At 62.5% G+C, this 24,008-nt stretch carries 21 protein-coding genes and 1 pseudogene; 2 read left to right on the plus strand and 20 right to left on the minus strand.

What is annotated here, in order from left to right; all coding sequences use genetic code 11:
• Positions 1-85 precede the first annotated feature (85 nt).
• Positions 86-1,180 carry a serine hydrolase gene (locus PB2503_RS12995; protein ID WP_202944382.1) on the plus strand — a complete coding sequence of 365 codons (1,095 nt, stop codon included), beginning with the start codon at positions 86-88 and terminating at the stop codon, positions 1,178-1,180.
• A 354-nt stretch (positions 1,181-1,534) separates the two neighbouring features.
• Here PB2503_RS12995 and PB2503_RS13000 read toward each other — a convergent pair whose 3' ends face one another.
• The 10 genes and pseudogenes from PB2503_RS13000 to mobA all read right to left on the minus strand — a co-directional run bounded on the left by PB2503_RS13000 (position 1,535) and on the right by mobA (position 13,271).
• On the minus strand, positions 1,535-3,226 hold the full coding sequence (locus tag PB2503_RS13000; protein WP_013301723.1) for a phosphatidylglycerol lysyltransferase domain-containing protein: 1,692 nt from the start codon (positions 3,224-3,226) through the stop codon (positions 1,535-1,537).
• A gap of 44 nt (positions 3,227-3,270) precedes the next feature.
• Positions 3,271-3,837, minus strand: coding sequence for an AcvB/VirJ family lysyl-phosphatidylglycerol hydrolase (locus PB2503_RS13005; RefSeq protein WP_013301724.1), 567 nt, complete (start codon positions 3,835-3,837; stop codon positions 3,271-3,273).
• Positions 3,838-4,013: 176 nt separating this feature from the next.
• Entirely contained in the window at positions 4,014-4,229 is a 216-nt protein-coding gene (locus tag PB2503_RS13010; RefSeq protein ID WP_148235293.1) for a hypothetical protein, read from the minus strand.
• A gap of 93 nt (positions 4,230-4,322) precedes the next feature.
• Positions 4,323-5,564 (minus strand): CmpA/NrtA family ABC transporter substrate-binding protein, encoded by a 1,242-nt coding sequence (locus PB2503_RS13015; protein WP_013301726.1) that lies wholly within the window; start codon positions 5,562-5,564, stop codon positions 4,323-4,325.
• A gap of 3 nt (positions 5,565-5,567) precedes the next feature.
• Positions 5,568-6,170 carry an ANTAR domain-containing response regulator gene (locus PB2503_RS13020; protein WP_013301727.1) on the minus strand — a complete coding sequence of 201 codons (603 nt, stop codon included), beginning with the start codon at positions 6,168-6,170 and terminating at the stop codon, positions 5,568-5,570.
• Between the two features lie 31 nt (positions 6,171-6,201).
• Positions 6,202-6,993, minus strand: a pseudogene (gene cobA / locus PB2503_RS13025) (uroporphyrinogen-III C-methyltransferase); the annotation flags it as partial.
• A complete protein-coding gene (locus tag PB2503_RS13030) occupies positions 6,992-9,643 on the minus strand; it encodes a nitrate reductase (RefSeq protein ID WP_041535014.1) in 2,652 nt (883 codons plus the stop codon). The gene PB2503_RS13030 and the pseudogene cobA, both read right to left, overlap by 2 nt.
• Complete coding sequence (gene nirD, locus PB2503_RS13035) at positions 9,630-9,989, minus strand: nitrite reductase small subunit NirD (protein ID WP_013301730.1); 360 nt, start codon at positions 9,987-9,989, stop codon at positions 9,630-9,632. The genes PB2503_RS13030 and nirD overlap by 14 nt, the downstream gene beginning before the upstream one ends.
• Positions 9,989-12,436: a nitrite reductase large subunit NirB gene (nirB, locus tag PB2503_RS13040; protein ID WP_013301731.1), complete on the minus strand. Its 2,448-nt coding sequence runs from the start codon at positions 12,434-12,436 to the stop codon at positions 9,989-9,991. The genes nirD and nirB overlap by 1 nt, the downstream gene beginning before the upstream one ends.
• A gap of 196 nt (positions 12,437-12,632) precedes the next feature.
• Entirely contained in the window at positions 12,633-13,271 is a 639-nt protein-coding gene (gene mobA, locus PB2503_RS13045) for a molybdenum cofactor guanylyltransferase (protein ID WP_013301732.1), read from the minus strand.
• Positions 13,272-13,309: 38 nt separating this feature from the next.
• Between mobA and PB2503_RS13050 the strand changes: the two genes are divergently transcribed.
• Complete coding sequence (locus tag PB2503_RS13050; protein WP_013301733.1) at positions 13,310-14,494, plus strand: molybdopterin molybdotransferase MoeA; 1,185 nt, start codon at positions 13,310-13,312, stop codon at positions 14,492-14,494.
• A gap of 6 nt (positions 14,495-14,500) precedes the next feature.
• On the opposite strand, the gene PB2503_RS13055 is transcribed toward PB2503_RS13050, so the two are convergent.
• From PB2503_RS13055 to PB2503_RS13095, 10 genes are all read right to left on the minus strand, one after another.
• Positions 14,501-15,712, minus strand: a complete 1,212-nt coding sequence (locus PB2503_RS13055; RefSeq protein ID WP_013301734.1) for a hypothetical protein — start codon at positions 15,710-15,712, stop codon at positions 14,501-14,503.
• A gap of 111 nt (positions 15,713-15,823) precedes the next feature.
• Positions 15,824-17,569: a bifunctional protein-serine/threonine kinase/phosphatase gene (locus PB2503_RS13060; RefSeq protein WP_083811094.1), complete on the minus strand. Its 1,746-nt coding sequence runs from the start codon at positions 17,567-17,569 to the stop codon at positions 15,824-15,826.
• A 22-nt stretch (positions 17,570-17,591) separates the two neighbouring features.
• Positions 17,592-19,055, minus strand: a complete 1,464-nt coding sequence (locus PB2503_RS13065) for a NarK family nitrate/nitrite MFS transporter (RefSeq protein WP_041535015.1) — start codon at positions 19,053-19,055, stop codon at positions 17,592-17,594.
• A gap of 339 nt (positions 19,056-19,394) precedes the next feature.
• The gene (gene moaB / locus PB2503_RS13070; RefSeq protein WP_013301738.1) at positions 19,395-19,925 is read right to left on the minus strand and encodes a molybdenum cofactor biosynthesis protein B; all 531 of its coding nucleotides are present in this window, start codon (positions 19,923-19,925) and stop codon (positions 19,395-19,397) included.
• Positions 19,909-20,376: a molybdenum cofactor biosynthesis protein MoaE gene (locus PB2503_RS13075; RefSeq protein WP_013301739.1), complete on the minus strand. Its 468-nt coding sequence runs from the start codon at positions 20,374-20,376 to the stop codon at positions 19,909-19,911. The genes moaB and PB2503_RS13075 overlap by 17 nt, the downstream gene beginning before the upstream one ends.
• On the minus strand, positions 20,373-20,618 hold the full coding sequence (locus tag PB2503_RS13080) for a MoaD/ThiS family protein (RefSeq protein ID WP_013301740.1): 246 nt from the start codon (positions 20,616-20,618) through the stop codon (positions 20,373-20,375). The genes PB2503_RS13075 and PB2503_RS13080 overlap by 4 nt, the downstream gene beginning before the upstream one ends.
• Positions 20,619-20,620: 2 nt before the next feature.
• On the minus strand, positions 20,621-21,580 hold the full coding sequence (gene moaA, locus PB2503_RS13085; protein ID WP_420798264.1) for a GTP 3',8-cyclase MoaA: 960 nt from the start codon (positions 21,578-21,580) through the stop codon (positions 20,621-20,623).
• Positions 21,474-23,339: a PepSY-associated TM helix domain-containing protein gene (locus tag PB2503_RS15005; protein WP_013301742.1), complete on the minus strand. Its 1,866-nt coding sequence runs from the start codon at positions 23,337-23,339 to the stop codon at positions 21,474-21,476. Before PB2503_RS15005 ends, moaA begins: the two co-directional genes overlap by 107 nt.
• A gap of 4 nt (positions 23,340-23,343) precedes the next feature.
• A complete protein-coding gene (locus PB2503_RS13090; protein ID WP_013301743.1) occupies positions 23,344-23,664 on the minus strand; it encodes a hypothetical protein in 321 nt (106 codons plus the stop codon).
• Positions 23,661-24,005, minus strand: a complete 345-nt coding sequence (locus tag PB2503_RS13095; RefSeq protein ID WP_013301744.1) for a DUF3325 family protein — start codon at positions 24,003-24,005, stop codon at positions 23,661-23,663. Before PB2503_RS13095 ends, PB2503_RS13090 begins: the two co-directional genes overlap by 4 nt.
• Positions 24,006-24,008 lie beyond the last annotated feature (3 nt).

The raw sequence follows: 24,008 nt of genomic DNA on the forward strand, positions 1-24,008 counted from the left end.
GGCACTCGTAATGTTGCGATCTAAACTGTCGCTTCTATGCGCACTCATTCTCATGCCGTGTACAGCGCAATCAGCCACGGAATATTTGTCCGACGACTCCTTTCAAAAGATTGCTGCGCAAACCTTTCGGCCAGTAATCGACGATCACGATCTGCCCGGCTTAGTGATCGGCCTGAGCTATCACGGGGAGCATTATGTGTTCACCTATGGCCTGGCCGATCAAGCCAACGAGATGCCAGTCGATGCGAACACACTCTTCGAACTCGGGTCGGTCAGCAAACTGTTTAACGTGGCCTTGGCTGCATTGGCTGATGAAAAGGGTGTGCTATCGCTCGCGAGCCCTGTCTCAACTGTCGTACCCGAGTTGAAGGGCAGTGCATTCGATCAGATCACGATCGAAGACCTCGCCGCGCATGCCAATGGCGGGCTACCGTTGCAAGTCCCTTCATCCCTTGAGAGCGAAGAAGAACTCATTAGGTGGCTTGCGGCGTGGGAACCTATTGCGGCACCCGATACGATTCGATCCTACTCTAATGTCGGCACCGGCCTATTGGGCATGATTGCTGGTGAAGCTTTCGATACGTCCTATGAAGAGGCGATCACGGCGCATCTACTTAACCCACTGGGCCTGAATGACACCTATATCACCGTCCCCGAGGAGGCGTTGCCGCACTATGCATACGGCTATATTTCAGGAAGCGCAGAGCCAATCCGTGTGACCCCCGGCGTGTTCGACGCCGAATCATACGGCATCAAATCGTCTGTAAACGATATGCTCCGTTTCATCGACGTGCATCTGGGCCGAATCGACATACCTGTCGAGATCGAAAGCGCGCTCTCCCGCACGCGTGAGGCAATCTATGATACGGCCTATTACGGACAAGGAATGGTGTGGGAAGAGTACAATTGGCCGATCGACCTCGCGCGCCTGACCGAAGGCAATAGCAACGAGATGGCCAGAGAGCCGCACTCCATTACACGGCGCGACGGACCGATCGACGGAACGACATTCTTGAACAAGACCGGTTCGACAAACGGCTTCGGCGTCTATATTGCTCTCATTCCTGATGAAAATATCGGGGTGGTCGTTCTTGCTAACCAGCGATATCCCAACCCGGTTCGGGCGGAAGCCACCGTGCATCTTATCGAACATGTTCTTTCGGGTGACGACACAGAATAGGACGATAGCGGCTGAAGTGAGTCGTCCGACTGACTCCCTTGAAAGGCCTGCCCCCTAGAGCCTTTTCACGCGAACCGGTTCCCACTGCATGGGAAGCGGCTCTCGCGGCGTCGCCTCCCACTCCGGACATTCAGGAGAAGCAAGCTCAACTATTTCTGAGACTTTGGCGGAAACCATTACGAGAGAAATGGTGCGAATAACAGGGGCTAGGGACGAAATTTGGTCGAATGCGGTAACGATCGCGGAATCACGCCGTCCCTTCTTCGACCATCTTCGCCCCTCTGCCGCTTGCCATTCGCAGGAGGAGGATCAGGGGCGCGGTGTCAAAGCTTGCTGGGACCTACCCCCATCCGGCTAACGACCGCCGATGACACCGCGAAGACCGCCGCTCGTCAGAAGGGCGACGTCAGCGAGTGCTAGCGGAAGCGACAGCCGGTTAGGGGCCGCCAGGTAAAGCGGCTCCCATTGCGGATCGAACTTATCCTTATAGGTACGAAGCCCATGGAACCCGTAGAACCTTTCCCCATGTTCATACGCAAAGGCGCCAACCTGGGAGAGAAGCGGCGCAAGCCTGTCTTCTTCGAGGCCGGAGAGCGGCGCCATACCGAGGTCGAGAACCTGAAATCCCTGCTCTTTCCCCCACAACGCCATTTCGATGAACAGGAAATCCATCGTACCGCGCGGGCTCCTCTCCGTATACCGCATTAAGTCGGGTGCGAGGGACCGGCGCCCTGCTGTTGTCCAGATATTGGCAAATGCCAACGGCCCTTCCGGCCCCTCGACCACGGCCATGGGGAAGCACGAAAGATACCTCTCATCAAAGCGTCCGAGGCTGAACGTTTTCTCTTCGCCCTCATGCTGGCTCAGCCATTCGTCCGAAATCCCCCGAAGGTCGGGAAGCAAGGCGGGCACCTCCTCCACGGGAACGATGCGAAAGCGCAGGCCGTCTCGCAACGACCGTCGGTGCGATTGACGAAGCGACTTGCGCGCGGACCCGTCGAGCGAGAAGTCGACGAGCGGCATAAGCGCTGTCTCCCCCATTTTCTGGATGATCAATCCCAGCTCGATGAGCATCGGCAGGAGGTCCCGCCCCACCGAATAGAACGCCAGCGACATGCCGTTCCGGTCGGCGAAGTCGCGAAAGTCGCGCAATAGGCCGAGAACTTCCGCCGAATGGCCGTATGGTTCGCCCATGACGATCAGCCGACGACCTTTCACCCCATATTGGAGGAAAGTTCGACCCGTCTCGCTCCAGAAAAGGTGCTTGTCCCCCAGCCAGGCCAGATGGGCGTCGGGATGACCGTAGTTGCCCTGCTCCAGCGCTGTTCTCAACGGGGCTGCTTCCACCGGCGGCGGCGTGCGGCTCATCGGGGCAGGGGTCATGATGCGCCATACGATCGCGATCATCAGGACAACCGCGCCTCCGGCGGCCGCCCGGAGAAACCGCGGCGCGCCCGCATCTTCCAGCACAAAACGCCACCACAATTCGTCTGTGTAGGGCACATCGTCGAACATGATCAGCCCGAGCGCGATGAAGGTGCCGAATGCCGCAACGGCCGCCGCCATCCATCCGCGTTCCATCAACACCGCCCTTACATTACCGCGTCGATAAAAGGCGCCTCGGCTGGCAACCAAAGCCGCGGTAATCACGCAGAGGCTGACTATTTCTACAGTCGGCGCCCGGCGGACGACGTCCACGAGAATGGACGCAGCAAGGACGCCGACCGCCAACCCCCACGCCATTCGGGAACGACGGCGAAGGCCCGCGGCAACCAGGAGCAACAAGACCCCCACAACACTGGCGAAAAAGTGCGTGGTGTTGATGGCTGTGATCGTCAGGATACCCGCCGTGGTCTCGAGATCCGGAGGCAGGCTGGGCACGGCCAAAGACCACAGCATGATGACGCCGATGGCAAAGACCAGCAGCGCAAACAGCGGCGGGGCGAGGACAATGACTGCGCCCGCAAAAATACCGGGCACTCGCCCGAGGCCGAGCCCGATCGCCCATTGCTGGACCCGAGTGACAGCCGCGACGCCCCAACGCACAGCCCGCTGGGTCGGTCGCCTTTTCGTGATCTTTATGCCTTCGTCTATCGAGATAAGGGCCTCGTGAGCTGAGTTGCGATAGCCGCGTAATCCGCCCGAAGGGTGTGGCCGCCCGGAAGCGTGACATAGTCGATCTCCGCAAGCCGTCGCCCCGCATGCTGCTCCGCGTCATCAGAACCGACAATCACCTGCACGCTCACCCCCATCCTGGCGAGGTTGGCGATGGCAGGATCCGTAGGCTGGTCGTCGGGGCCGTGCCCGCCCCACCAGCCCGCCGGATGGAACCGGAAACCGGCGCGTTCAGCAGGCGCGATCAGCGTGACCCGCGAAATCTGCCTCAAGACGCTATCGCTGAAATGCGGAACGCTGTGGACCAGCACCGCTCCGAAGGAATAGCCGACGAGTTGGACTGACGCCCCCCTCTCCCGAAACGACGACAGCCGCTGCTCCAGATAGCGCGCGAAGCCCTCCGGCGTTCGACGCTTCAGAAAGTGCCAGAAGGCGCCGATAACATGGGTATTGCCCCCAGTTGATCGCAGCGCCTTTGCGAGGCCCCAGGAGAAATAGGGGATGGCACCGTCACCGGACACGATCAGGAAATCAGTGCGCATGTCGGAACCTCGGGTTTTTATCGCTCATGACCGGATTCCTCGGTCGCCGGAACCGATCGTATCGCAGGGCACTTCCACGGCAACGCGTCTCCCGTGGGGGTATAGATATAGGCGCCCCCGGCCACCGGTACCATGGACGTCAGTTCTGCGTAGACGACGGCGGCAAAACCGCCGGCTCACCCCGCAAGAGCAAAGGAGAAGACCAATCCGGGTCCGGCATAGTTCGCCGCGGCAACACCGGTCAGGACGAACACACCGGTGCCGATCAGGCATCTGATGCCCAAGAAGATGAGATGCAAGGCCCCCAGCGATCGAGGATGCCCTTGCGAGACGCGACGGCCGGCAAGAAAGGTTCCCGCCCCGCGCCAATGCAGCGGGCCGGAATCCATCATGGCAATCATCGGTATCGGTGCTCGGACAGACCGCTCCTGCGACTTGGCGCCCTTGTTACCCTACTCGTTTGCCCGGTCGGGACTCGAACCGCCTTATTCGGCGCGATCCGTCATTTCGGTGAGGGGAAACCGAAGGCTGTGCCGCGTAAATTGCTCAAGATAAGGGAGCGGCGCGGCGCTGTCGAACTGGCTGCCGTCGATGAAACGGTCGACCGGCATCGAGATGGCAGATGACCCGCTACCCAGCACCCAGTCATCAGCATGCGCCCCTTCAATGATATGGGGGCTGCCGGGCGTGGGGATGCCTTCCTCTCGCGCTACATTGCCAAACAGGTCCGCGCGGTAGGATTCCCGGACGGCACTCGCCACGTCTACCGGGCGGGTGATCTGACCCCACCTTATCATCTGCATGGCGAGCCAATGCGCCTTTGAATGCCACGGATACCCGGCCACCGACGGATCAAATGTCGATGCCATTACAGGCGCAGGCCCGGTGGCAAAGGACGGCGCAATATCGTCTTCGCCAATGCCCAAATAGGGCTCGCGAGCCAGATACCGGATCGCGGCTTGTCTGCCTTCTTCCGTCCCCAGACGCTTGAGCGCCCGAAGCACCGCCCGTACGAGGCGCAGATAGACCTCTTCGTTCTCTGCAAGCCACGACCGGCGGACACCGAGCACCTTCTCCGGTGCCGCCGCCCAGACTTCCGCCCCCGCCAGAATACGGCGTCCCACCCCCCGGTGAACGGCAACGCTGTTCCAAGGCTCCCCAACGCAGAACCCGTCGATACTCTCCGCCTCGCATAGTCGCGCCATGTCGGGCGGGGGGGCAACGATCAGTCGGACATCCCGGTCCGGATGCAGACCGGAGGCGGCCAGCCAATATCGCAACAGGTAATTGTGCGTCGAAAAGGGATAGACCATCGCAAGGGTGATGGGAGACTTGCCGCGATGCAGGCGCCGGGCAGCGATTGTCCGCAAGGCTTCCGCGGGCACAGGCTGCATGTTTGGCGTATCCGGCTGGACGTCCAGCATCTCTTCGTACAAAGAATTGGAAACCGTGATGCCGTTGCCGTTCAGGTTGAGGCCGAGGGCTGTGGCGAAGGGCTCGCACCCCGGCTCAAGCTTCAATGCCGACGCGATCACCATCGGCGAGAGCATGTGCGCTGCATCGAGATCGCCAATCGCCAGCTTGTCCCGGACGCGCGCCCAGGAATGCTCCTTTGACAATGTGACATCGATGTCGAATGCGTCGAAAAGCCCCTCTTCCTTCGCAAGGACAAGAGGCGCTGCATCAGACAGCGGAATAAATCCGATCGTCATGGTGTTCTTCGCCATCGGTCAAACCTTCCCCAACAGGTCGGCAATCGACAAGATCTCAGCCGCGATCTGCTTGAGCGGCTTGCCGGAGGTCATCGAGCTCTCGCGCATGAGGTCATAGGCGGCCTTTTCGGACATGCCGCGCTTTTCCATCAGGATCCCCTTGGCCCGCTCGACGGTCTTCCGGGTCTCAAGATCATCTTTGGATTTCTGAAGCTCCTTCCACAGACCATCGACCATCTTGAACCGCTCGATCGCGATTTCGATGACCGGCAGGACACGCGAGCGGGACAGGCCATCGACGATATAGGCACTCACGCCGGCGCGAACGGCTTCCTTTGCCAGCGTCCCGTCGCCGTCCTCCACGAACATGACGATGGGCTTGGGGTTCTCGCGTGCGACGGTGCGGAGGTTCTCGATGGTGTCGCGATCCGGCGAGTCGCAGTCAATGATGATCGCATCGGGCTGTAACTCGTTGATTCGGTCGAGGAGGCCCACGGAAGAAAGATCATTCGCTAGCCGTACGACGGCCCGATCCTTCAGGCCATCCTGCACTATGGCCGTGCGATGCGGATCGCTGTCGATAAGAAGGACGATCAGAGGGGGCGTCTGCGCTTCGCTCACGGGCTGTTTCTAGGGTTGGAGGATGACGGAATCAATTCGCGACAGCCAAGGGAAGACAGTTGGTGGGTGGCGGTGTGGCAATGCCGGTGCGGGCCGCAACATCACGGAAGACATCGCCGATCCCGATCAGGACCGGCCCCTCCCTCTCAATCACGGCGTGAAGCAGATCGCTAAGCGACATCGGCTGGCAGTTCGCGCCCGGCAGAGATACATCGTGCAGGACGACCACCGGCGTTGTGGGCGAAAGCCCCTCCTCCATCAACCGGTTGGCAAGCGCAGGGGCGGTCCTGCCGCCCATATAAACGACAAGCGTCGTCGCGACATCGGCGCAGGCGCACCAGTCAAGGTCGGGCAGTTCCCCCTTTCGGCTGTGAGCGGTGATGAACTTCACGCCTTGGGCGCAGTCCCTGTGGGTTAGCGACACACCGAGGTCCGACGCGGCGGCCAGCGCAGCCGTGACCCCCGGCACAATGTCTACCGGGATGTTCTCAACGGCCAGCGCCGCTATCTCCTCGCCTGCACGACCAAAGATCATGGGATCGCCGGACTTGAGCCGGACCACCCGCTTGCCCTGTTTCGCGAGCTTGATCATCAGGGCATTGATGTCTTCCTGCCGACAGGAGACCCGGTGCCCTCGTTTTCCGACCAGCATACGCTTCGCCTCCCGGCGAGCGAGGTCGAGAACCTCGGTGGACACCAGAGCATCGAAGAGAATGACGTCAGCCGCCTGCATCGCTCTCACCGCGCGGAGGGTGAGAAGATCAGCCGCCCCCGGCCCAGCCCCAACCAGGGTCACCTGTCCCCGGCCTTGCCTGCTGGCCTCATGTCGTTGCATGCGCGATCTCCATCAATTTACGGATTTCCGGGCGGCAGCTCCCGCAATTGGTGCCGGCCCCAGTGCGATCGCCTATTTGGGTCAGGGACGATGCCCCATCCCTCATCGCCCGGCGAATGACGTTCGCCCCCACGCCAAGACAGGAGCAGACGATTGGCCCCGGGTCGGGCGCCCCTGCCCCCGGAACACCGGCCAGGATTGATGTCCTCGTGTTCAGGCTCGCCACCTTGCCGATCTGGTCGCCCAACCAGTCACGGGCTGCCGCCACGGGAGTCGGCCCAACCAGCAGTACACTGCGGAGACGTCCGCCGCGGAAAACCGCGCACCTGTAGTGGGCCCCTGCGGCATCCATGTGCTCCACCGTCTCGCTGTCTTCCTCATCAGCGCTCAAGAGTTCCCGGGCGAATACGGACCAATCGTGAGGGTGGCTCGTGCCTGCCAGCTCCAGCCGGCGACCGGTTTCCGTCATGGCCCGCGCCCAGTATGTCTCGCCCGTCGGCGGGGTGACATGGCCAGCGGCAAAACCATACCAGACGGCAGGGTAGGGTTCGATCGTCACTCGCCCGGACTTCAGCGCGGGCTGTCCGGAGACCGGATCGACGAGCGGCGGAACGAGGGTATCGACCCGTGCCTGGGAGGCTGCCTGACCCGTCCAGTGCATCGGAACGAAGACGCTCCCCCGTTGCTGCCGGTCCGTCAGCAACGCGCGGACAACAGCCTCTCCATCGTCATTCTTTACCCGGACCAGCGAGGCATCGAGGATTCCATGCGCTGCTGCATCGTCCGGGTGAATTTCAGCGAAGGGTTCTGCGATATGCTTGTTGAGGCGCGCCGCCCGCCCGGTGCGGGTCATGGTGTGCCAGTGGTCGCGGATGCGACCAGTGTTAAGGCACAGGCCTGGCGCCTCTTCCTTCGGCTCGTCCGTACGGGGCGCAACGAAGCGCGCCCTGCGGTCGGGGGTGAAGTATCCTCCGCGTCGGAAGAACCGTTCGGTGCGTGATCCGTCACGCCTGACCGGCCAACGAACGGGGGACAACTCGTCGTATTCGTCATCGGTTAGGCCAGCGAGCCCGCCCAGATCCAGATCGCGACCGCCCTCATTCTCGAAAGCGGTAAGAGCCGCGTATTCCCGGAAAATGGATGCGGTGTTCTCGTAACCGAACGCCTCTTCGTACCCCAGACGGCGCGCGAGGTCGCTCATCGCCCACCAATCGTGCCTGGCGAGACCGGGGGCCGGCAGGAAGGCCCGCTGGCGCGAAATCCGCCGCTCGGAGTTCGTCACCGTACCGTCTTTTTCACCCCAGCCCGTGGCAGGCAGGAGGATGTCTGCACACTGGGCGGTGTCGGTGTCGGGCACGATGTCCGACACCACCACCAACGGACAGGCCTTCAGCGCGGCCTTGACCGCGTCGGCATTGGGCATGGAGACGACCGGGTTCGTTGCCATGATCCAGATGGCCTTGATGCGCCCCGCCGCGACCGCGTCCATCATCTCCACGGCTTTCAGGCCCGGACGCGTAGCCATCCTCGGCGCTCGCCAGAACCGCCGTACCCGGTCCACCGAGGCGTCATCGAAATCCATGTGACAGGCAAGCTGGTTGGATAGCCCACCAACCTCGCGCCCGCCCATGGCGTTGGGTTGGCCGGTGATGGAGAACGGCCCGCCCCCCAGCTTGCCGATGCGCCCCGTTACCAGGTGGGTGTTGATGATCGCATTCACCCGGTCGGTGCCGTCCGCTGCCTGATTGACGCCCATGGAAAAGAGCGTCACCGTCCGCTCGTTCCGGGAGACGCTCTCGTAAAAACGGATGAGGTCGTCCTTCGGCAGCCTTGTCTCGCGCGCGACCCGATTGATGTCATAGGCGGCAGCGGCCTCCAGTGCATCCCTCATACCGGATGTGTACTGCGCAATATAGCCATCGTTTCGGGCGGGACTGTTCGCGAGGAAGCGCAGGAGGCCGCTGAACAGCGCAACGTCACTCCCCGGGGCAATTGCCAGGTGCTGTTCGGCGAGATCGCAAGTGGCCGTGCGGCGTGGATCGATGACCACGATCTTCAGGTCGGGGCGCGCTTCCTTGGCGGCGAGCACCCGCTGGTAGAGAACCGGATGGCACCAGGCGAGATTCGATCCGACGAGTACCAGGAGGTCGCAGGCCTCAAGGTCTTCATACGTCCCCGGAACGGTGTCCGAGCCGAAGGCCCGCTTGTGCCCCGCGACCGCCGACGCCATGCAGAGCCGGGAGTTCGTGTCGACATTCGCGCTCCCGATAAAGCCCTTCATCAGCTTGTTCGCGACGTAGTAATCCTCCGTCAGAAGCTGACCCGACAGGTAGAAGGCCACGCTGTCCGGCCCATGCCGCTCAATCGCGTCGCGGAACCCTCGAGCGATCCTGTCCATGGCGGCAGACCATCCCGTTCGCTGCCCGTCGACCATCGGAGCCAACAGCCGCCCGTGGCGCCCCAATGTCTCGCCGAGAGCGGAGCCCTTGGAGCAGAGTCGACCAAAATTTGACGGATGCTGAGGATCACCCGCCACCGAAGCTTCGGCAGCTCCGACGGGAGTGGCCAGCACGCCGCACCCCACCCCGCAATAGGGGCAGGTCGTTCGTACCGTCGCTGTCGCGCTATCGAAGGGCATGACGCGACGCCTCGGCCTTCAGCCCGCGCAGATCGATCAGCACCCGCCCACGGCGGACTTCGACCGGATGGGTCACGACCCTGCCCTCGTCAGGACCGCGCGCCGATCCGGTTTCAAGGTCGAGGACGAGAGAGTGCAGCGGGCAGGTCACCGCTCGGTCATGGACAATCCCCTGGCTGAGCGGCCCACCCTTATGCGGGCATTGGTCGTTCAGGGCAAAGACTTCATCGAGGGCCGTGCGGAAAACCGCGATGCAGGTTCCTCCTGCCTTTACCACCCGCGCCCCGCGCGGCGGAATGTCTGCCAACGCACACACGTCGATCAGCGTTTGGTCGAGGACATCCATCAAACAGCCTCCAATTCCCGTGAGATAGTGATGGGCTCGAACTCATGGGCATCCTTTCCAGCCACTCTCGCTGCCCACGGATCATCCTGCATGAACTGCTGCGAATAGACGAAACGATCGTAATAGGCCTGTCGTTCGGCCGGGTCGTCGAGGGTATCCCGCACATAGTCGGTGCCCACTTTTGCGGCCCATTTATAGATGCGATCGAGATACCATCCCTGCTCCCGATACATCTGCATCAGCGCGCCGATGTATTGTATGGCGTCTTTTTCGGTTGGAACCGTACAAAGAAGTTCCGTTCCTTTTACATGCATCCCCGCCGCTCCGGCATAGTGGATTTCATATCCGCTATCGACACAGACAACCCCGATGTCCTTGCACGTTGCTTCTGCGCAGTTTCGAGGACACCCGGAGACCGCAAGCTTGACCTTGTGCGGCGCCCACGATCCCCACAGAAATCGTTCGAGCTTGACGCCAAGCCCTGTGGAATCCTGCGTCCCGAACCGGCACCAGTCGGTCCCCACGCAGGTCTTCACAGTCCGCAGGCCCTTGGCGTAGGCATGCCCGGAGACGAGGCCTGCCGCGTTGAGGTCGGCCCAAACGGCGGGCAGATCTTCTTTCTGGACCCCGAGCAAATCGATCCGCTGGCCCCCCGTGACCTTCACCGTGGGAATCGCGAACTTATCCGCCACATCGGCAATGGCGCGCAGTTCGCTGGGTGAAGTCATTCCCCCCCACATGCGCGGCACCACCGAATAGGTCCCATCCTTCTGGATGTTCGCGTGGACACGCTCGTTGATGAAGCGGGACTGTCCGTCATCGACATACTCTCCGGGCCAGGCACAGACGAGGTAGTAGTTGATCGCGGGGCGACATTTCGCGCATCCGCAGGACGTCTTCCACTCAAGCTGTTGCATGACCGAGGGAATGGATTTGAGCTCGCCTGCCACGATCAGGCGGCGGACCTCGTCATGGCTGAGGTCCGTACAACCGCAGACGGGCTTCACCGCATCTGGATCAAATTCATCGCCGAGGGTCAGGGCGAGCAGCTGTTCGACCAGCCCCGTGCACGACCCGCAGGAGGCGGACGCTTTGGTATGGGCACGGACCTCATCAATCGTGGTCAGCCCCTCGCCGGTGATGGCGCCTTCGATCTTCGACTTGCACACGCCGTTGCAACCGCAGATTTCTGCGTCACCGGGCAACGCTGCAACGGCCGCCATAGGGTCCGGCGCCCCGCTGCCCGCAAACGCCGGACCGAAGATCAGCGTATCGCGATACTCCGACACGTCCGTGCGGTCCTTGATGTGCTGGAAGAACCAGGCGCTGTCTTTGGTATCGCCATAGAAGACGGCACCGACGATCCTGTCACCTTCGAGCACAAGACGCTTGTAGATGCCTTTCGCCGCATCGCGGAACACGACCTCTTCACGCCCCTCACCGGTCTGGAAATCGCCAGCGGAGAAAAGATCGACGCCGGTGACCTTGAGTTTCGTTGAAACTTCAGAGCCCAGATATTCCGCTTCGCAATCTTCGCAAAGCTGCGCGGCAATAACCTTCGCCATCTCGTAGAGCGGAGCGACGAGACCATAGCAGATGCCGCGATGCTCGACACACTCGCCCACGGCAAAGATGTCAGGGTCCGAGGTGCGAAGATCATCACCGACGACGATGCCACGACCAATTTCGAGGCCGGCGTCCTTAGCCAGCTCCGTGCTGGGACGGATACCGGCCGCCATGCAGACCAGATCGGCCTCGATAACACGCCCATTGTCCAGACGGACGCCCTCCACCCTCTCCGTGCCGAGAATTTCCTTCGTATTGGCCTTGGTCAGGACCTCGATGCCCCGGCGCTCTATCGCTGCCTGGAGGAGATGGCCTGCTGGCTCGTCCAGCTGCCGCTCCATCAGGGTCGGCGCGAGGTGAAGCACCGTGACGTCCATCCCCCGCTTCTTGAGGCCAACGGCAGCCTCCAACCCCAAAAGCCCGCCGCCGATGACGACCGCGCGCCCGCCCTGCTCGGCGGCGGCCAGCATTTTTTCGACGTCATCGAGGTCACGGTAGCCGAGCACGCCATCAAGGTCGTGCCCGGGAACGGGAATGATAAAGGGCGTCGATCCAGTCGCGATCAGGAGCTTGTCATATTCTGCCTGCGTTCCATCCGCCGCAGTGACGGTCTTCCGCTGTCGGTCGATTTCCGTCACCCGCTTGCCGCGGTGAAGGGTAACGCCGTTTTGTTCGTACCAGGCGTCGTCGTGGATGATGATGTCCTCGAAGGCCTTCTCACCGGAAAGGACCGGCGAGAGCATGATCCGGTCGTAGTTGACGCGAGGCTCGGCGTTGAAGATCGTGACGTCGTACGCGCCCGGCGCGCGCTCGAACAGATGGTCGAGCACCCGTCCGGGAGCCATGCCGTTACCGATGATGACGAGACGGTTGCGTGCCATTGCGCATCCCCTTTCGACGGCGAGCGGCGAACCGCTCGGTTGATGGAAGCAGTTGATGTCCATCCGCTCGAAACGAGCGGCGAACCCACTTTTCATCGTCGAAAAGTAAGGAGGCGCAGACATTGCGCTGCACCAATACTGGCACGAAAATGCCTCTCCCGCAATGGGATACCCCCGAAACAATCGTCAGGAAGCTTCAGGACGAAGGATTTTCACCGATAAGCGCCCTCGCTGCGGCAAGGTCCTCCGGCGTGTTGATATTGATGAACGGATCCGTCGGCGTGGTGGCGAAAACGGTTGGCACCGATCCGATCCTGAGGTGAAAAGCCTGCAGCATCCGCTCGTCTTCTTGCAGGACCAGCCGTTCGACATCGGGCAAGAGATCCGTGCCGTAGAGCGCGGTAAGACCATGGATCCGGTCGCGACTGACCGCGACGGCAGACCGCGCACGATGCCCTGACATCTCTGCCCTCAGCCGGTCTGCAAGATCGGTGGGCAGGAACGGCGTGTCGACCGGGGACGTCAGCAGGAAGCGGGCGCCCTGTCCGCGTGCCCATCGAAGCGCCGCCAGCACGCCCATAAGCGGCCCGCCCGGCTTCTCTGTGACCGGATCGACCACCTCGTCCAGCCCTTCCAGACCGTCCCCCGCTCGACGGACGCTCAGCGCCAGTTGCGCGCATTGCGGAGAGAGACGGTCGACAATCCGGTCCAGAAGCGTCATTCCTGCCAGCTCGACGCTCGCCTTTTCCTGGCCGAGCCGACGGCTCTCGCCCCCCATGAAGATGACGCCGAAAGTGGTTGGCGGAGAGGGCGGGTTGATCTGTCCATTGGTCATGATCCAACGCTGGCATAATTCTTCGCGAGGATGAATTGATGATCTCTGTCGACGATGCGCTTCGCCAGATTGGCAGCTCCCTGAAGCCCTTGCCCAGCGTGACGGTCCCCGTCGGCGAGGCCGCCGGCAGGATCCTGGCCGAGGCGGTGAGAGCGAAGGTGACGCAACCGCCCACGGCCGTTTCCGCCATGGACGGCTACGCCGTGAACATGGTCGCGCCCATGACCGCCGGCACGCAGATCCGGGTTCTGGGCGAAGCTCCCGCGGGACGACCCTATGTGGGCACGCTCACCGGCGGGGCCGTGCGGGTGTTTACTGGCAGTGCCATGCCCACCGGCGCGAACCACGTCATCATCCAGGAGCATGTGGAGAGGCATGGCGACACCGCGACGCTCACCCATGACCAGCGGGCTGCCCGCAACGTCCGACCCGCCGGGGGCGACTTCGCAGAAGGAGACGTCCTCGCCCCCGCCTTGCGCTGGCTGTCGCCGATCGATCTTTCATTGTTGAGCGCAGCAGGCGTGGTGGAAACCTCCGTCTACAGACGCCCTCGCATTGCCTTGTTCGCAAATGGCGACGAACTCGTCCCGCCGGGCAAAGATCTGGCCCGCGGGCAGGTCTACGAATCTCTTTCAACGGGGCTTCTCCCGCTTCTCGATAGCTGGGGCGCTGAGGCCTGCTTTCTTGGGATCGCCGCCGACCGCGAGAGCGCCGTGGAAGCGATGTTCGAGGCTGCTAGCGACGCCGATATTGTCGTTCCGATCGGCGGGGCCTCCGTCGGTGACTACGACGTCGCCAAGGCGGTCGGCCGCAAACGATTCGACCTGTACGTCGAGAAGGTGGCGGTGAAACCCGGCAAGCCCGTCTGGTTCGGCACAAAGGCAGAGCAGGCAGTCCTGGGGTTCCCTGGGAATCCCGCCTCGGCTTTCGTCTGTGCACACCTGTTTCTTCGCCCTGCCCTCCAGGCCCTCAGCGGCGGCGAACCAAGGCTCGACCTTCGAACGGCGATTCTCGACGCTCCCCTTCCGCCAAACGGTCCACGCGAGCACTTCATGCGGGCGAGCGTCGCAGAAGAGGCCGAGGGCCGACTGGTCTGCCAGCCAGCGGCGCGTCAGGACTCCTCCCTGCTGTCGACCTTCGCCGCCTCGAATGCCCTGCTCCGGCGCGGGCCCAATGAGGAAGCCCGCGCTGCGGGCGACCCTGTCGCGGTGCTTCTTTTCTAGCCGCGTTCAGTACGACCACCCGAATTGGAGCCAGAGCTTCGTCCGGTCGGTTGCCAACTCATCGGCGCGATAGTGAGCGAGCTTCAGGAGACCAGACACCCGGTCCATCCGGACAGAGAGAAGCGCGTCGACTTCCTGCCCGTACCGATCGCCGCCCCCCGCATCGGCAAAGTCATGGTAGGTCGCGGCGACCTTCACCGCATTGAACGGACCGATTGCCGGAATGTCGAACGCCGCGCCGGCGTAGACGTCCCGCACCCCTTCCGCAGGCGTCGAAAGAAACACATCGGCATAGCCGTCGAACTTGTGCAGGGTCGCAAGAGGCGTCGAGAACGGAATATCGTCATCGCTTCCCAATATCTCAGCCCCCGCCGTGAACGCGCCCGGCGCGGCATGGTACGTCCCCTCTAGGGAGGCGTAGCCGGCGGCATAACGCTCCTGCCGGTCGGCATAATCCGTCTGCCATGCACCGCGCACCCTGCCGGAAAACGAACCGGCACGCGCTTCCGCCGAAGCACCATAGGTTTGTGAGGACTGGCCGGGCGCATCATCATCGAAATCTAACAGGTAGGCGAAGCCGGACACCGTCGCCTCCATACCCTGCAGGCCCAGCCTGTAATCCACATCCGCGATCAGGCTGTTGGACTCCCAACGGCCCATCGGTGAGCGGTCGCCGAAAATCCGGTTTACCTGAGCGATAAACGCCGCATCGATGGTCAGCCCCTCTGCCGGTCGATGGACGACCCGGAGGGCATCGAAGGTCTGCTCGTTCTGGCGCCATCCGACATTGCCGACAAACCGCGCATCGTCGTGGATAATCCGCTGGCGTCCGATGACGAAGGTCGTCGACGCGAGGGAGGTATTCGTCAGCTGGAACCGGTTCAGTTCGGTCCCTTCTGGGTCCGGGACGACGGGGTACTGAACCTCGCCATTGATCGTGGAGTTGTACTGCTCCTCATGCGCCTCGATATGTTCGACATCGACGAGGAGCTTGGTAGCTTTGAAGCTCCCGGTCTCGAACCCGACCCGTAGGCGGCTCGTGACGGCCGAAGCGTCCTCCGAGAACCCGTCCTGATCGACGGTTTCATATCGCAGTCGATAATCCAGGATCGGCGTGGCCGCCGCCACGGCCTGGGCGAAATCGCCACGGTCATCGGCGAGCGCCTGGGTAGAAGCGAAAAGGCCGCAAAGCCCCGCCGCGAAGGATGTCGTCCGCATATCTTGTTCCCCGATAAAAAGGCGCAGAAGCGCCGGTTGGAAGATCGCGGAACGTCGTTGTTCCGAGTGCTTGAGCGGCCCGTTCCGCTCACTCTCCGTTCTTGCTCCTCATCAGCCGACGAATAGGACGTAGAGAACCACTAACAGGAAGAATTGCAGTGCGCAGAGCGCCTGCCAGAAAAGAAGCGGATTCCGATCGATGAGCGCGTGGGACTGGGCCCGGCGTTCGGCTAGGCGCCCGGGCCGGGACAGGTCGGCTTCGAATTCAGAAAGCGCCGGTGTTCGCGCGACGGGGTCCGGTTCCAGCGCGCTCTCCAGCGCGGCATCGATGAATACCGGAAGGTCGCCGCGGCGTCGCGACAGCGGGATATACTGCCAGGACCGTATCCTGCTGGGGACGCGGTGCGCGCCCAGGCCCTCCGAAAAGGGCAGCGCGCCGCTCAACATTTCGTAGGTGATGGCAGCGACGGAGAAGAGATCGGATCGGTCGGTTGCCGGGTCCCCCAGTATATATTCAGGTGCGGAATAATTGAGAGATCCCTCCCCCGCCCATGAGAGGTGGACGCTGGCTTCGTCCAGCCCGGCAATCGCCGCCGAGCCGAAATCGATCAGCTTAATCCGCCCATCGCTCAGGACCAGAATGTTCTCCGGCTTGAGATCACGATGCAGCACCTGCTGGCGATGGGTCTCTCTCACCGCCAGGACGATATCGTGCAGGACGCTCCTCACGGTGGGGAGGTCCGGCTCGGGATGATCGATCATCCACTGGCGCAGCGTCTCACCCTCGATCCACTCCATCAGGAGGTAGAGAAAGGGCGTGTTCCCCGTCGAGTAGGTGCGCAGGATGCGGTCCGATCCGATCTTTTGGCCGAGCCATTCCTCCCGCGCGATAGCCTCGACGATGCTCACCTCGTCGGTCGCGCGCGCCGTCGGCGCCTTGAGGGCGAACACACCGCCATCCCCATCCCGCACTTTATAGACGCTGCTCCGCACCCCGCGATGCACGACACGGTCCACCGTGTAAGCATCAATTTTCTGCCCAGGGCTGAGGTCCGGCAGGAATGCCCTTCCGGTCAGCCTCGCCTCGCGTTCCGGCGCGGTCTCCGCCGGGAGAGCGTCAACCCGGACGCACAGCGCCGTCACATTGTCCTCGCTGCCATTTTCGATCGCACGCTCGCACAGGCTTCGCGAAAGCGTTTCCAGATCGGGATAAGTCACCATCAGCAGGCGCTGTAATTCGGAGGCGCGAACCGCTGCAGTGACGCCGTCGGAAAGAAGAACGAACAGGTCGCCCGCCTGCGCCTCGTCCTTGGTGAAACTGGCAGAGAGGTGAGCCTCCGCCCCCAGCGCCGCCGTCAGCACCGCCTCATCGAGGCTCAATGGGAGGCTATGTTCGCGCGTGAGCCTCTGCCAATTTTCCCCGCGTAGCCGCCAGATGCTGGAATCCCCGACCTGCGCGAGATGCACCGTGCACCCCTTGATGACGAGCGCGCTGAAGGTCGTGGCCATCGCCCCATCCGGGGATCGTGCCTGGGCGTAGAGCCACGAGTTGAGCGTGGTCAGGCTCCGCCTGGCGGTCGCCTCGACTGTCCAGGTCGGCGAGGCCGAATAGAGGTCATCAATGAACTGCCCGACCGCCAGCTGGCTGGCCGCAGCGGCTCGGGGGACGCTCGACAGACCGTCTGCGACGCAGGCCACGACCCCTTTTTCCGTCCGCTCGACCTCGTCATGCGGGCTATGGGCGGCAAAGGCATCCTCGTTGACCGGCTTCCTTCCGGCAGCGGAATAACCGCCGATCTCTACGAGAAGAGAAGGAGGGGCGACGGGGGCGCCCCGGAGCATAGTCGATGCTTGCATGACTGCCCTCCCCCCCCCGTAATCAGGCGCTCACCGCGATCATGGTTACCGTCCCATCTTCGTTGATCTCGGCGATTTCTCCCCGCGGCTCCTCCAGCAGGAAGGAACAAGCCAGACCGACCAGGGCGGTGGCCGCAAGGACAAGGAAGAAGGCGGCCGCCGGGACCATGGAATAGATGACCAGGAAGACAACGGCACCGACATTGCCGTAGGCACCGGTCAGCCCGGCGATCTGTCCCGTCAGCCGCCGTTTGATGAGGGGCACCATGGCGAAGACGGCTCCCTCGCCCGCCTGGACGAAGAACGAACAGAGCATGGCGACCGCCACGGCAAGGAATACCGGCCATGACGAGCCGACCATCGCCATCAGAAGGTAACCGACGACGACACCGGCCATCAGCACGATCATCGTCAGCCGTCTGCCGAACCGGTCGGAGAAGACGCCGCCACTGGGGCGGGAGACGAGGTTCATGAAGGCATATCCGGAAGCGACCATCCCGGCGAGAACGGGGCTGAGACCAAACGTCTCCGCAAAGAACAACGGCAGCATGGAAACGACCGCCAGCTCCGACCCGAACGTCGCGGCATAGAGGAAGTTGAGCGCCGCAACCTGCTTGAACTTGTAGCGGTGGATGAGAGGCACTTCTTCGGTAAAGACCGACTTATTGACCTCATAGGCCTGCCAGGCATTGAAGGCGTAGTAGGCTGCCAACAGCAACCAGATCGCATACTGGACGGGTTCGGATATCAGCCCCACACGTTCCAGCCGCCAGGCGAGAATGCCGAGTGCGATTTGCAGGGGTGCCTTCATGATCAGGAGGAGAAAGAAATCGCCCTTGCTCGTCACCTCCATCGCGCGGGTCTGCTTGGCCTTGAAGTAGCGAGAGCCCTCGGGCGCATCGCTCACATTGCGATAGTACACGAACGAATAGGCAAGCGCGACCAGACCTGTCAGCGCGATGGCATATCGCCATCCCTCATCACCGCCGAAGATGAGGGCAATGGAGGGGAGCGTGAAGGCGGCAGCAGCGGACCCAAAATTGCCCCAGCCCCCATAGATCCCCTCGGCGGTACCCACCTCATTCGGCGGGAACCACTCGGAAACCATCCTTATACCAACCACAAAGCCGGCCCCGACAAAACCGAGCGCAAATCGGGCAATCGCAAGCTGGGTAAAATTGTCGGCAAAGGCAAAGGCGAGACAGGGAACAGCCGAAAATGCGAGAAGGCCGGAATACACTTTCTGCGGGCCGAAACGGTCCGTGAGGGCACCAATAAGGATCCTGGCTGGGATGGTCAGTGCCACGTTGAGAATAAGCAACGTGGATATTTGGCTCTTGTCGAGATCGAACGTCACGCGCACCGCTTCGGTCAGCGGGGCGAAATTGAACCAGATGACGAAGCTGATGAAGAACGCCACCCACGTCATGTGGAGGATCTTCATCTTGCCTGAGAAGGACAATAAATTCAGTCTGTCAGCGGACATTTTGGGCCTCGCGGAGAATGGATTGATGACGAAGGCTGCTCGACAGACGCAATTCTCCAGCGCCGAACGACGCGAAAAGAGACATCAAGACTGTCGGGAAAAAGCCGCCGTGTTCGTCCACGCGGCGAGGAAAAGACCCGTTCCCCTTTGAACGAATCCGAAAACCACTAATGCAGCTTATCGCGAGATCGGTTTTAGTTCAAGCGTTCGTTGTGTGTTGCAACAAAGGCCGCAAAAAAACGCCATGCAATGACCGAAATTAGCATATATCTGCAAGCGCGGCGCGGGACGGACGTTGCCGGTGGCTGCTTTTTCCGCCCCGCTTTTGCTTGAGCTTGCTCATCGTTCTGCCAATCGCGGCATGATGTCGACGAGATTGCAGGGCCGATGGCGGCAGTCGAGCTGGGCCGAAATGACCTGGTCCCACCCGTCCTTCACCGCCCCGGTCGAGCCCGGCAGGCAGAAAACGAACGTGTCCATAATGATGCCGGCGCAGGCACGGGACTGCAGCGTGGAGAGCCCGACACTCCGGTAACTGACCATGTGAAAAATGACGGAGAACCCGTCGATTTCCTTATCGAATAACGGCCTCAACGCCTCCACCGTCACGTCCCGGCCCGTGAGACCGGTCCCGCCGGAGGTGATGATTGCGTCGATGTCGGGCGCCGCCGCCCATTCCCGCACCTGGCGCGCGATCTGCTCGGCGTCATCCCTAAGGATGGCGCGCGCAGCCAAGATGTGCCCCGCCCCCTCGATCCGCGCCGCCAATGTTTCCCCCGAGGTATCGTTTTCCGCAGTCCGCGTGTCCGATACCGTCAGGACGGCGATGTTGATTGGACTGAAGGTGAGGTCCTCATTGATCCCGTGCATCATCCACCTCCCAACGCTGACGGTCTGCGATATCGCGGGCGGTCGGTTCAATCCACCGGCTTTCTCTGTCGACAGTCTCCAGTTTCCAAAACGGTGCCGCTGATTTCAGATAATCCATCATAAAGTCACAAGCCTCGAAGGCCTCACGCCGATGGGCGCCGGCGGCCGCAACGAAGACGATCGTTTCCCCGGGCCGCATCGTCCCAACCCGATGGCGAACGAGGAGGCTGTCGAGCCCGAACCGCCCGATGGCACGCGTCGCTATCTCGCCGATTTTTCGCTCTGTATACCCAGGGTAATGCTGGAGGGTGAGGCTTAGGTCGCCCGATCCCCTGACGATCCCTGCGAAGGTTACCACGGCCCCCGTTTCTCCCGTGAGAGAGCTGTGAAACGCCGACGCCGCGTCGCTTGCATCGAACGAGGCTTGAGAAACGAGGACGACCGGTCTCATCCGCCGGACACCGGCGGCAGGAAGGCGACCTCGACGGCATCCTTCAGCCGCTCGTCGCGATTCACGACACTATCAGCCAAGACGATGCTGACACTCGGATGCATCAGGGCTTCCCGGGCCCCGGGATGGGCGCCGCAGACAGTTTCGATGAGGTCCGCTACCGTCGCTGCGGGCCCGACCTCGACATCGCGCTCGGCACCGAACCGTTCTCCCAGGCGACCAAAGAACAGGACACGCACCATCGCTAGCCTCCCGTGACGCTCATATGCCGGGTGAGCACCGGCCTTGCGCCGCGATCGATGGCGAAATCGTGGGCTTCCGGCTTGCGCGCGATGGCGGCGCGAATTGCATCATCCAGCGCTTTGTCACGGGTCCCGGCACGCAGAACTGCGCGGAAATCCGTCCGCACCGCCTGCCCCAGGCACGGAAAGAACTGCCCCGTGCAGGTCAGGCGGACGCGGTTGCATCCCGCGCAGAAATTATTCGTCAGGGGCGTGATGAAGCCGAGGCGTCCACCGGTCTCCAGCACGCGCGTGTACCTCGCAGGCCCACCCGTTCGGTCGGGAAGATCGACGAACCGCCACCGCGCCTCCATCCGGTCGCGCCACGCGGTGAGGGAGAGAAACTGATCGGCCCGATCCGTCCCGGTCTCTCCCAGCGGCATGGTCTCGATCAGCGTGACGTCGTACCCTTCGGCGTGGGCCCACTCAATCAACGGGACGAGCCCCTCCTTGTCGTCCGCCAGGGCCACGGCGTTGATCTTGATCGACAGCCCGGCCGCCCTCGCCGCCTCAATTCCTGCGAGGGCCGCGGTCAGATCGCCCCCCCGCGTCAGGCGCCGATAACGCGCCGCATCGATAGTATCGAGGGAGACATTGATACGCCGAACACCCGCTGCGGCCAGGCGCTCGGCATGGTGTCGCAGCTGGGTGCCGTTGGTGGTCAGCGTCACCTCGGAGAGCGCGCCCGCGGCGAGATGCCGGGAGAGCCGGTCGAACAGCTCACCGATCCCGCGGCGGACCAGCGGTTCCCCGCCCGTGATCCGCAGCTTCGTCACCCCGAGGCGGATGAAGGCGCTTGCGAGCCGGTCGAGCTCCTCAATCGTGAGAAGCTCCGCGCGCGGCAGGAACGTCATCCGCTCGGCCATGCAGTAGGTGCAGCGGAGGTCGCACCGGTCCGTCACGGACAGGCGCAGATAAGTGATTTCCCGCCCGAATGGATCCATCAGCGGGGAATGGGAGGTCTCGCTCATCCCTAAAATGTGCGTCGCAACACACAGAATAGCAACCGCCCCGCCTCGATGAGGGCGGGGCAGCCGTCTGAGCATCTGGTCGCCCCCCCCCGCCCCTACTCCGCGCGACGGCGAGACCCTGATCGTCCTCGACCGTCACGACCCGCCTCACGGCCTTTCCTGTCCGACCCTTCGGCAGCATCAAGACACCAGCAATCGTCAGGGCCCCCATCACCAGCATCGTAAGGTCGACACCGGCAGCCGCGATGTGGTTCGAGAACAGGCCCGTCACGAACAGGTCACCGGTCGTTGCAGTGTTCAGTACGGGAATGGCTGCCAGCAGGCCCCCCGTGGCCAGCAGCAGATCCTTGGTCGCCCGGTAGTCGTTGCCGCGAAGGAAGGCATAGATAAGCCCTGCGCCCCAGACCGTGAAATAGCTCCAACCGATCATGGCGATCCGTCCGTCCGGCGCCACAGGGATCAGTCGATCAGCATAGAAGATCGCCGCGCTTGCCAGCGGCAGGCCGCAGGTCACGCCCACGGTCAGCTTGCTGATGGCCTTGTACACTAGCGGCGAGCGCCTCCCCTCATTGCCATGCAAACGCCGCTCGACCCACATCATCAGCCCCAGGGCGGTGATGATAGCGAGCGACAGGCCGAGCGCGAGATAAAGGAATTTGAGGGCGATCCCGCCATAGGTCCCGTAGTGCAGCGGCGTCATGGCGTTCAGAACACGGTTGGCGGGCGTGACGTTTTCCATGGCTCCGCCGTCGATGCGCTCACCAGTCACCGCATCGACGCGGTAGCCCTCGATCTGCGCCAATTCCGTATCCGCATCGAAATAGAGGTCATAGGTGGCGGTCTCGTCACCCCAATTTGTGACAATTAGGTATCGTAGCGGATTGCCGCTTTCGGGGTGCGTTCGGTCCTGAAAGTCATCCACCGACATCATCTGAGCCGCCACGCCGGCGCGTTCCTCAGGCGTGCCGAGGACCGCATCGAACAGCGCTTCGGTGTCGCCCTTGAAGGTGAGCAGCGCGATAGCCGGGGCGAGCAAGGTCACGACACCAATGACCGCCCCGGTCAGCCCGATCATGGTGTAGAAGGGCAGCCCCCAGAGCCCCAGCACTTTATGGGTGTCCTGCCATTTTAGACGCATGGAGCGGAAGAAGCGTAAGGTGAAGAGCTCCTGCAGGATCTTGGTGTGCGCGACCACGCCCGAGATGATCGACAGGAGGAGGATCACCCCTGCAATGCCGACGACGCCGCGGCCCACCGTCGTGCCGCCGAGGGAGGCCGGCCACATCAGTTCCCGGTGGAAATCCACGAGCCAATGCGAGAGGCCATGGCCGCGGTCCGCGATCGGCGCGCCGGTCTGGGTCTCCCATCGCTGCTCGACGAAAATATGCTCGTGGCCACCATCCTCCGTGTGGAGCTCATATTCGATAGCGCCGGTGTAATAAGGCTCGATGGGCGTCGGATAGGACAGCCGCGCGAACTCGATCTCCGCATCGGGACCCGCCTGCTCCGCCACCCAGGACGTGAACGTCGCATCGATCGGCGCCGGGTTCTCCGCCAGCGGCAGGCGACGCGCCGGATCTTCCCAAGTGTGAAGTTCATGCCCGAACAGCGCTGCGCAGCCGGTGAAGGCCACGATAAACACGAACAATCCGAGCACGATACCAGACCAGGAATGAAGATCGTAGTTTCGCTTGTGTCTCGCCTGGTCCATGGCGTCACCCCACCACCGGTTCGAAGAAGAAGACGATAGTGCCGCACACGGCGGTAACGCCGAGCAGGGCCGCGGCGACCCGCCAGGCGCGCTTTTCCCAATAGGTCCAGAATTGCAGGCCCGCCCAGATCAGCGGCACAGCGAGCGTCAGCCATAGCGCCTTTTCCGAGAAGGCCCCCGGCAATACATCAAGTGCCGCCGCGCCGATGAAGAGTGTAGCGATGAGCGACCACAAAATGACGCTGGTCAGCCGCGGCGCCTTCCATGTGGCCACGCCCAGACCAATGACGATCACGGCCACGATACCGAGAACGATGGGGCTCATGCCGTCCCTCCCGTCATCATCAGCGCGCCGACCATGACCGCGCCCGCTATGCCGAAAGCGCCGACCCACCACTGGCTCTTGGGAAACCGTGCCGCGACGAGGAGAGCGATGAAGGCGGCAAAGCTCAACCAACCGAACCAGAGCGGAACACCCCGCTCCCACCCCATTGGCTGGGCGAGAAGCCATAGCGCAATCGTCGCAAGCCCCCAGCCAACGACCTTCAGCCCGAACCGGGCGGGCGCTGAGTCCTTGACCCAACCGAAAGAGGCACGACGCTCATGCGCCTCAATCCAGAGGACCGTGGCGATGAGAAGAAGCGAGACCGCAAGCAGCGTCGTCATGGC

Origin of the sequence: Parvularcula bermudensis HTCC2503 (assembly GCF_000152825.2) — a bacterium.
Lineage (GTDB): Bacteria > Pseudomonadota > Alphaproteobacteria > Caulobacterales > Parvularculaceae > Parvularcula > Parvularcula bermudensis.

Excerpts from the sequence above, each read along its gene's own strand:
- PB2503_RS13080 (WP_013301740.1), bottom strand. The coding sequence starts at position 20,618 with ATGGTGCGTGTCCTGTTCTTTGGTCGCCTGGGAGAACGGTTCGGTGCC.
- PB2503_RS13065 (WP_041535015.1), bottom strand. The coding sequence starts at position 19,055 with ATGTCCGCTGACAGACTGAATTTATTGTCCTTCTCAGGCAAGATGAAG.
- PB2503_RS13030 (WP_041535014.1), bottom strand. The coding sequence starts at position 9,643 with ATGCCCTTCGATAGCGCGACAGCGACGGTACGAACGACCTGCCCCTAT.
- nirB (WP_013301731.1), bottom strand. The coding sequence starts at position 12,436 with ATGGCACGCAACCGTCTCGTCATCATCGGTAACGGCATGGCTCCCGGA.
- PB2503_RS13015 (WP_013301726.1), bottom strand. The coding sequence starts at position 5,564 with ATGGCGAAGAACACCATGACGATCGGATTTATTCCGCTGTCTGATGCA.
- PB2503_RS13095 (WP_013301744.1), bottom strand. The coding sequence starts at position 24,005 with ATGACGACGCTGCTTGCGGTCTCGCTTCTTCTCATCGCCACGGTCCTC.
- PB2503_RS13050 (WP_013301733.1), top strand. The coding sequence starts at position 13,310 with ATGATCTCTGTCGACGATGCGCTTCGCCAGATTGGCAGCTCCCTGAAG.
- PB2503_RS13010 (WP_148235293.1), bottom strand. The coding sequence starts at position 4,229 with ATGATGGATTCCGGCCCGCTGCATTGGCGCGGGGCGGGAACCTTTCTT.
- PB2503_RS13075 (WP_013301739.1), bottom strand. The coding sequence starts at position 20,376 with ATGAGACCGGTCGTCCTCGTTTCTCAAGCCTCGTTCGATGCAAGCGAC.
- PB2503_RS15005 (WP_013301742.1), bottom strand. The coding sequence starts at position 23,339 with ATGGACCAGGCGAGACACAAGCGAAACTACGATCTTCATTCCTGGTCT.
- PB2503_RS13055 (WP_013301734.1), bottom strand. The coding sequence starts at position 15,712 with ATGCGGACGACATCCTTCGCGGCGGGGCTTTGCGGCCTTTTCGCTTCT.
- PB2503_RS13005 (WP_013301724.1), bottom strand. The coding sequence starts at position 3,837 with ATGCGCACTGATTTCCTGATCGTGTCCGGTGACGGTGCCATCCCCTAT.
- mobA (WP_013301732.1), bottom strand. The coding sequence starts at position 13,271 with ATGACCAATGGACAGATCAACCCGCCCTCTCCGCCAACCACTTTCGGC.
- PB2503_RS13090 (WP_013301743.1), bottom strand. The coding sequence starts at position 23,664 with ATGAGCCCCATCGTTCTCGGTATCGTGGCCGTGATCGTCATTGGTCTG.
- PB2503_RS13060 (WP_083811094.1), bottom strand. The coding sequence starts at position 17,569 with ATGCAAGCATCGACTATGCTCCGGGGCGCCCCCGTCGCCCCTCCTTCT.
- nirD (WP_013301730.1), bottom strand. The coding sequence starts at position 9,989 with ATGGATGTCCTCGACCAAACGCTGATCGACGTGTGTGCGTTGGCAGAC.
- moaB (WP_013301738.1), bottom strand. The coding sequence starts at position 19,925 with ATGCACGGGATCAATGAGGACCTCACCTTCAGTCCAATCAACATCGCC.